The sequence below is a fragment of the uncultured Sphingomonas sp. genome (assembly GCF_964021865.1).
Taxonomy (GTDB): Bacteria; Pseudomonadota; Alphaproteobacteria; order Sphingomonadales; family Sphingomonadaceae; genus Sphingomonas.
Genome location: NZ_CAXIAM010000045.1, coordinates 20,794 through 27,571, shown reverse-complemented (window position 1 = coordinate 27,571; position 6,778 = coordinate 20,794). Strand labels below are relative to the sequence as shown.

Annotated in this window: 7 protein-coding genes; all 7 read right to left on the bottom strand. The window is 68.5% G+C overall.

What is annotated here, in order from left to right; all coding sequences use genetic code 11:
- Positions 1–568: glucokinase (locus AADI75_RS12080; RefSeq protein WP_341209268.1), on the bottom strand; the 568-nt coding region annotated here is incomplete at its 3' end.
- 115 nt (positions 569–683) lie between these two features.
- Positions 684–2,513, bottom strand: coding sequence for a phosphogluconate dehydratase (gene edd, locus AADI75_RS12075; protein WP_341209267.1), 1,830 nt, complete (start codon positions 2,511–2,513; stop codon positions 684–686).
- Positions 2,514–2,644: 131 nt separating this feature from the next.
- The gene (pgl, locus tag AADI75_RS12070) at positions 2,645–3,349 is read right to left on the bottom strand and encodes a 6-phosphogluconolactonase (RefSeq protein WP_028965177.1); all 705 of its coding nucleotides are present in this window, start codon (positions 3,347–3,349) and stop codon (positions 2,645–2,647) included.
- Between the two features lie 113 nt (positions 3,350–3,462).
- Positions 3,463–4,926 carry a glucose-6-phosphate dehydrogenase gene (gene zwf / locus AADI75_RS12065; protein WP_341209266.1) on the bottom strand — a complete coding sequence of 488 codons (1,464 nt, stop codon included), beginning with the start codon at positions 4,924–4,926 and terminating at the stop codon, positions 3,463–3,465.
- A gap of 14 nt (positions 4,927–4,940) precedes the next feature.
- Entirely contained in the window at positions 4,941–5,870 is a 930-nt protein-coding gene (gene argC / locus AADI75_RS12060; RefSeq protein WP_341209265.1) for an N-acetyl-gamma-glutamyl-phosphate reductase, read from the bottom strand.
- Positions 5,867–6,190 (bottom strand): SH3 domain-containing protein, encoded by a 324-nt coding sequence (locus AADI75_RS12055; RefSeq protein ID WP_341209264.1) that lies wholly within the window; start codon positions 6,188–6,190, stop codon positions 5,867–5,869. Before AADI75_RS12055 ends, argC begins: the two co-directional genes overlap by 4 nt.
- Positions 6,174–6,518 (bottom strand): MarR family transcriptional regulator, encoded by a 345-nt coding sequence (locus tag AADI75_RS12050; protein WP_341209263.1) that lies wholly within the window; start codon positions 6,516–6,518, stop codon positions 6,174–6,176. The genes AADI75_RS12055 and AADI75_RS12050 overlap by 17 nt, the downstream gene beginning before the upstream one ends.
- Positions 6,519–6,778 lie beyond the last annotated feature (260 nt).

Below are 6,778 nucleotides of genomic sequence, written 5' to 3'. Positions count from 1 at the left end.
CCGACACGCGGGTATAGGTCTTGCGCAGCCGCTTGAGCAGCGCATCCTCGATCCCGTCCAGCGGGGCGTAATCCATATGCCCGCCCTCGGTGGGCAGCACGCGGTAGCGGCCGTCCTGCTTGTAGACCTGCGCCACGCCCAGCCCGGTGCCGGGGCCGCACACCGTGGTGACGCCGTCGCTCGGCAACGGCACGTCGGGGCCGCACAGATGCTCGAAATCCGCCTCGGGCAACTGCCCGACCGCATGGCCGATGGCGCCGAAATCGTTGATGATCGTCCAGGTCGACGCGCCGAGTCGCTCGGGGATCAACGATGGGCGGATTACCCACGGGTTGTTCGTCATGCGGATCACGTCGCCGGTGATCGGCGAGGCGACACCGATCGCCGCCGCGTCGGGCAACGTCCCGCCCATCCGCTCGCGGAACGCCTCATAGGCGGTCTGGAGGCTGGCATGTTCGGCGGTCTTGAGGGTGGTCGGTTCGCCCAGCGAAACGACGTGCCCGCCCTCGACCTCCGCGATGGCGAAGCGCGCGTGCGTGCCCCCGATATCGACCGCTACGACCTGCATAAACTAACTCCCTCTCCCCTTGGGGAGAGGGCTGGGGTGAGGGGGTCGCCCAGGCGACACCGCTCGTGGCAGCCCCTCTCCCAACCCTCTCCCCGCAGGGGAGAGGGCTTGAACATCAAAGACCCGCGCCCGCCAGCACCGCGCTCGCGCCCTTTTCGGCCTCGTCTGCCAGCCCGCGGAACATCCCAAACAGCTCGCGGCCCATGCCGCTGGCCGGGGCCGGCGTCGGCGCCTGTTCGCGCGTCGCCCACTCGTCGGCGGGTACCAGCGCCTCCAGCGTGCCCGCCTCGGCATCGACGCGGATCAGGTCGCCGTCGCGGATCAGCCCGATCGCGCCGCCGACCCCGTTCAGACCCGGCAGTGCCTCGGGCGAGCAATGGATCGCGCACGGCACCTTGCCGCTCGCGCCCGACATCCGCCCGTCGGTGACCAGCGCGACCTTGAAGCCGCGGTTCTGGAGGACGCCGAGCGGCGGGGTGAGCTTGTGCAGCTCGGGCATCCCGTTGGCGCGCGGCCCCTGAAAGCGGACGACGACGACGACGTCCTGCTCCAGCTCGCCATTCTTGAACGCCTCGAGCACCTCGAGCTGGTCGGCGAAGACGCGTGCGGGCGCCTCGACGATCCAGCGATCGCGCTCGACCGCCGAGACCTTGATGCACGCACGGCCGATATTGCCCTGTAGGATGCGCATCCCGCCATCGGGCGAGAAGGGCGCATCGGCCGGGCGCAGGATCGTCTCGTCGCGGCTGTCGCCCGCGGGGACCCAGGTCAGCGCATCGCCGTCGAGCGTCGGCGCGGCGGCATAAGCGGTCAGATCGTCGCCCGCGACCGTCACGATGTCGCGGTGAAGATACCCGCCCGCCAGCAACTCCTTAATGACATAGGGCATCCCGCCCGCCGCCTCGAAGCCGTTCACGTCCGCCGACCCGTTGGGATAGACGCGCGCGATCAGCGGCACCGCCGCCGACAGCCGGTCGAAATCCTCCCAGTCGATCACGATCCCCGCCGCGCGCGCGATCGCGGGCAGGTGGAGCAGGTGGTTGGTCGACCCGCCGGTCGCGAGCAGGCCGACCGCGGCGTTGACCACCGCCTTTTCATCGACGCACTCGCCGAGCGGGCGGTAATCGTCGCCGTGCGCGCCGATCTTCGCCAGCCGGTGGACCGCGGCGCGGGTCAGCTCCTGCCGCAGCTTTGTGCCCGGATTGACGAAGGCGGCGCCGGGCATGTGGAGGCCCATCACCTCCATCATCATCTGGTTGGTGTTGGCGGTGCCGTAGAAGGTGCAGGTGCCCTGCGTGTGATAGGCGGCAATCTCCGCCTCCAGCAGCTCCTCGCGCCCGCAATCGCCGGTCGCGAAGCGCTCGCGCACCGCCGCCTTGGCCTTGTTGGGCAGCCCCGAGGGCATCGGCCCGCCGGGGATCAGGATCATCGGCAGGTGCCCGAAGCGCAGCGCGCCCATCAGCAGCCCCGGCACGATCTTGTCGCAGATACCGAGCAGCGCCGCACCCTCGAACGTGCCGTGGCTGAGCGCGATCGCGGTCGACAGCGCGATCGTGTCGCGGCTGAACAGCGACAGCTCCATGCCGGCATAGCCCTGCGTCACGCCGTCGCACATCGCGGGCACGCCGCCGGCGACCTGCGCGGTCGCCCCGGCCTCGCGCGCCCAGACCTTCATCTGCTCGGGATAGCGATAATAGACCGCGTGGGCGGACAGCATGTCGTTATACGCGGTCACCAGCCCGATGTTCATCGCCTGGGCTTGCGTCTTCATCGCCTCGCGGTCGTCGGGCGTGCCGGCATAAGCGTGCGCGAGGTTGGCGCAGCCGAGCCGCGGGCGCCCGATCCAGCCCTGCTGCTCGCGTTCGATCAGCGACAGATACGCCTGCCGCGTCGGGCGGCTACGCTCGATGATTCGGTCGGTGACGGCGCTGACGGCGGGGTTCATGATCTTGCGTCCTCGTCATGCCGGGTTCGTTCCCGGCGCCTGCGACCCGCGGGGCCGTAGGGGTAAGCCTTTGCGTCACCGCGCCCTTCGGAACAAGGGCGCGGCGATGATCGGCATACGTATTCGTGCGTTCAGGCGGCCCAGTGGATGTCGACGGGTAGTTCCGCGTCGGCCAGCACGCGCCCGATCGGATAGGGCGAGCCGGCACCCTCCTTGATCGCATCCTCGATCACCTTGCGCTTGGCGTCGCCGGTCACCGCGATCATCAGCGCGCGGGCGGTGACGATGCCTTGCCGGGTCAGCGTGACGCGCGCGACCGGTGCCTCGGGCGGTAGCGGATCGGGCATCACGCCGATCGCGCGGCGTTCCTTCGGGCCGTTGAGCGCTTCGTCGTAATCGGGGCCGGGGAAGATCGACGCGGTATGTCCGTCGCCGCCGACGCCAAGCAGGCAGAGATCGAGCGGCCAGTGCAAATCCTGCATCAGCGCGTCGGCCGAGCGGCCGGCGGCCTTGTAGTCGTCGGTCGCCTTGGGGACGATTGGCATGACGCGCGCGCCCTTCGGGATGAAAATCTTGCCGAGGGCGGTGACGTTCGACAGCGCGTCGCCCAGCGGCACGATCCGCTCGTCGCCCGGAATGATCGTCACGCGCTTCCAGTCGAGCTTGGCCTTGGCGAGCTTCTCATAGGCGGGCAGGGGGGTCTTGCCGCCCGCCAGCGCGATCACCGCGGAGCCGCGCGCATCGATCGCGCTTTCGATGACGAACTGGATGTCGCCCGCGACGGCATCGGCCAGCTCGGCCGCGTCGTCATATTCCCACCATTCGATTTCGGTCATCATCTACCTCGTCGCCCCTGCGGAGGCAGGGGCCTATGTCTGTTTCCTCATGCCATACCGCCCGGAGGCGAGAGACATGGGCCCCTGCCTTCGCAGGGGCGACGGTGCTCAGGTCAATCGTCCTGCCACGTCACATTGTCCCGCTCGGTCAGCGCGATCGCGCCGGCCGGGCCCCAGGTGCCCGCGGCATAATGTTTCGGCTTGGTCTGGTTCGCGGCCCAGCCGGCGCGGATTGCGTCGATCCAGCGCCATTGCGCCTCCACCTCGTCGCGGCGCACGAACAAGGTCTGGTCGCCCTCGATCAGGTCGAGCAACAGGCGCTCATAGGCGATCCGGCGGCGCTTGCCTGCGAACTCGGCGTCGAGGCTGAGGTTCAGCGGCACTTCGCGCAGGCGGACGCCGTCACGGTCGAGCCCCGGCTCCTTGGTCATCACCAGCAACTGGACATATTCTTCCGGCTGGAGGCGGATGATAAGCTTGTTCGGCTGGAGCAGCCCGCCGCGCCCCGAGAACATCGAGTGCGGCACGGGCTTGAACTGGATGGCGATCTCGCTGCGGCGCTTGGCCATGCGCTTGCCGGTGCGCAGGTAGAAGGGCACGCCCTGCCAACGCCAATTGTCGATATGCGCCTTGATCGCGACGAACGTCTCGACATCGCTGTCGTAGCCCAGCTCCTCGTCATAGCCGCGCACCACCTTGCCGCCGACCGCACCTTCTTCATACTGGCCGGTCACGGTGTTTTGCTGCACCTCCGTCGGCTCGATCTTGCGCATCGAGCGGAAGACCTTGGCCTTCTCATCGCGGATCGCGGTGCCGTCGTACAGCGCCGGCGGCTCCATCGCGATCAGCGCGACCAACTGCAGCATGTGGTTGGCGACCATGTCGCGCAGCGCGCCTGCGCCCTCGTAATAACCGGCGCGATCCTCCAGCCCGACCGTCTCGGCGATCGTGATCTGGACGTTGTCGATCCCTTGCGCGTTCCAGATCGGCTCGAACATCGAATTGCCGAAGCGCAGCGTCAGGATATTCTGCACCGTCTCCTTGCCGAGATAATGGTCGATGCGGAAGATCCGGTCCTCGGGGAAGACCGAGGCGACGGTGTCGTTGATCTCGCGGCTCGACTCGAGATCGTAGCCCAGCGGCTTCTCCAGCCCGATCCGCACCGTCTCGCCGGCCAGTCCGACGCTCTGCAAGCCCTTGACCGCCGGCTCGAACAGCGACGGCGCGGTCGACAGATAGATGGCCAGACCGCCCGAGACGTCGCCGATCTTGTCCGCCAGCGCCTGAAAGGTCGTCGGGTCGGACAGGTCGACCGGCTGGAAGAAGATTCGGGCGAGGAACGACGACAACGCGCTCTCGTCCTTGCGGTCGGCCGGCAGGAACTCGTCGAGCGCCTTGTGCGTCGCCTCGCGGAACTGGTCGTCGGTCAGGTCGCCGCGCGCCGACCCGGTGATCGTCAGCCCATCGGGCAGCAACCCGTCGGCGTGCAGGCCGTAGAGCGAGGGCAACAGCATGCGCTTGGCGAGGTCGCCCGTCGCACCGAACAACAGCAGCTTGCCGACCGGGTTGCGCTCCAACTCGCGTCTCCTTCTTACAGGGTCAGGCCGGCGACGGGATCGAGACCGGCCATGATGTTCAGATTCTGCACCGCCGCACCTGCCGCGCCCTTGCCGAGATTGTCGAGCGTCGCGATCAGCAGCGCCTGCCCGGCGGCCTCGTTGCCGGTCACGCGCAGCGTCATGCGATCGGTATTGGCGTCGTCCTCGATCCGCACCGTCGTCACCGCCTCGTGCGCGAAGCGGACGACGCGGTTGCCGTCATACGCGCTGGCCAGCACCTCGGCGACATCGGTCAGCGTGGCGCGGCGCGTCAGCTGCGCGAGATGCAGCGGCACCTGCACCACCATCCCGCGATAGGCGCGCGCCACCGCCGGCTGGAAGATCGGCGCATGGGTCAGCCCGGCGTGGCGGCGCATCTCGGGCGCGTGCTTATGGTTCAGCCCCAGCGCGTAGGGGCGGAATGCCGTGTTGGTCTCGCCGCCCTCGAACTCGGCGATCATCGCCTTGCCGCCGCCCGAATAGCCCGAGGTGGCATTGACGCTGAGCAGCGCGTCGGCGTGGAGCAGCCCGGCGCGCACCAGCGGGCGGACGAGCGCGAGGAAGCCGGTCGGATAGCAGCCGGGATTGCTGACGAAGCGCGCGCCCGCGATCCGTTCGGCCTGATCGGGCTCCAGCTCGGCAAAGCCATAGGTCCAGCGATCGGCGGTGCGATGCGCGGTCGAGGCGTCGACGGTACGCGTGCGGTCATTGGCGATCATCGCCACCGCTTCGCGCGCCGCATCGTCGGGCAGGCACAGCACGACATAATCGGCGTCGTTGATGGCCTCGCGCCGCGCGGCCTCGTCCTTGCGGCGCGCCTCGTCCAGCGTGATCAGCGTGATGTCGCGCCGCGATTCGAGCCGCTCGCGGATCTCAAGCCCGGTGGTGCCGACCGCACCGTCGATAAAGACCTTCGCCGTCACTGCGGCTGCACCGCGTTGGCGTCGAGGTAGCCGACCGTTCCGTTTTCCACAGCAATCCCCCAGGCGACCCCGCCGGTCAGGTCGAGCAAGTCGAACGCAGCTCCCGCCGGCAGCGTGGCGAGCGGCGCGGCCGTTCGATCGCGCGTTTCCCGCAACACTGCCTCGCGAAGCAGGGTACGGCGGAGCGGGGCGGCATAATGCGGCGCGAAGACGCGGTCGGCGAGGCGAACGTCGGCGATGTCAGGGCGCACGGCATGCGTGCGCGGATCGAGCGCCCGCGACCGTCCGGTGAGCGCGAATCCGTTACGCTCGGGCCGCATCCCCGGAGCCGTGGGCGCGGACGGCGGCAGGGGCGGCGTCCCCTTCGCCGATGAACTGGCCGAACTCTTCAAGAAAATCTGCCCCTTCGGTCGTGCGGGCGACGAAGATGTTGCGTTTGTCGCTGTCGTCGCGTTGGCGGCGCAGATAGCCCAGCGCACCCAAGCGATTCAAGGCGCGCGTCACGACCGGCTTCGATACGTTCAATATGCGCGCCAGCCCGCGCACGGTGTGTGGGCCCGGGCGCAGGTAGACCACGAGTAATAGCGCCATCTGGCGATTGGTGAGATCGGGCTCGCCCGAGCGCACGTAATCGACCAGCGCATTCATCCACGAACTCAGTTCGGGTTGAGCCAATGTTGCCACGTCCTCGTCCCGCATCGAAAGAAGGCCGGATCATCCCGGACTTGTCGGCGGATTAACGCCCGCTTTCACCGCTGGTTTCAGCTATGTCATGAATTTGGCACGACCCTTGTCCCGCGGGGGCCGGGCGGTGCGGTTGATCCCGGCGCGCCGCTCCCCTATGTGGCCGGTGATCCGGGGCCGCCGCACGGCGGACCGCCGGCCCATTCTCGCTTCGGAATCGCGCC

Excerpts from the sequence above, each read along its gene's own strand:
- edd (WP_341209267.1), bottom strand. The coding sequence starts at position 2,513 with ATGAACCCCGCCGTCAGCGCCGTCACCGACCGAATCATCGAGCGTAGC.
- AADI75_RS12055 (WP_341209264.1), bottom strand. The coding sequence starts at position 6,190 with ATGCGGCCCGAGCGTAACGGATTCGCGCTCACCGGACGGTCGCGGGCG.
- pgl (WP_028965177.1), bottom strand. The coding sequence starts at position 3,349 with ATGACCGAAATCGAATGGTGGGAATATGACGACGCGGCCGAGCTGGCC.
- AADI75_RS12050 (WP_341209263.1), bottom strand. The coding sequence starts at position 6,518 with ATGAATGCGCTGGTCGATTACGTGCGCTCGGGCGAGCCCGATCTCACC.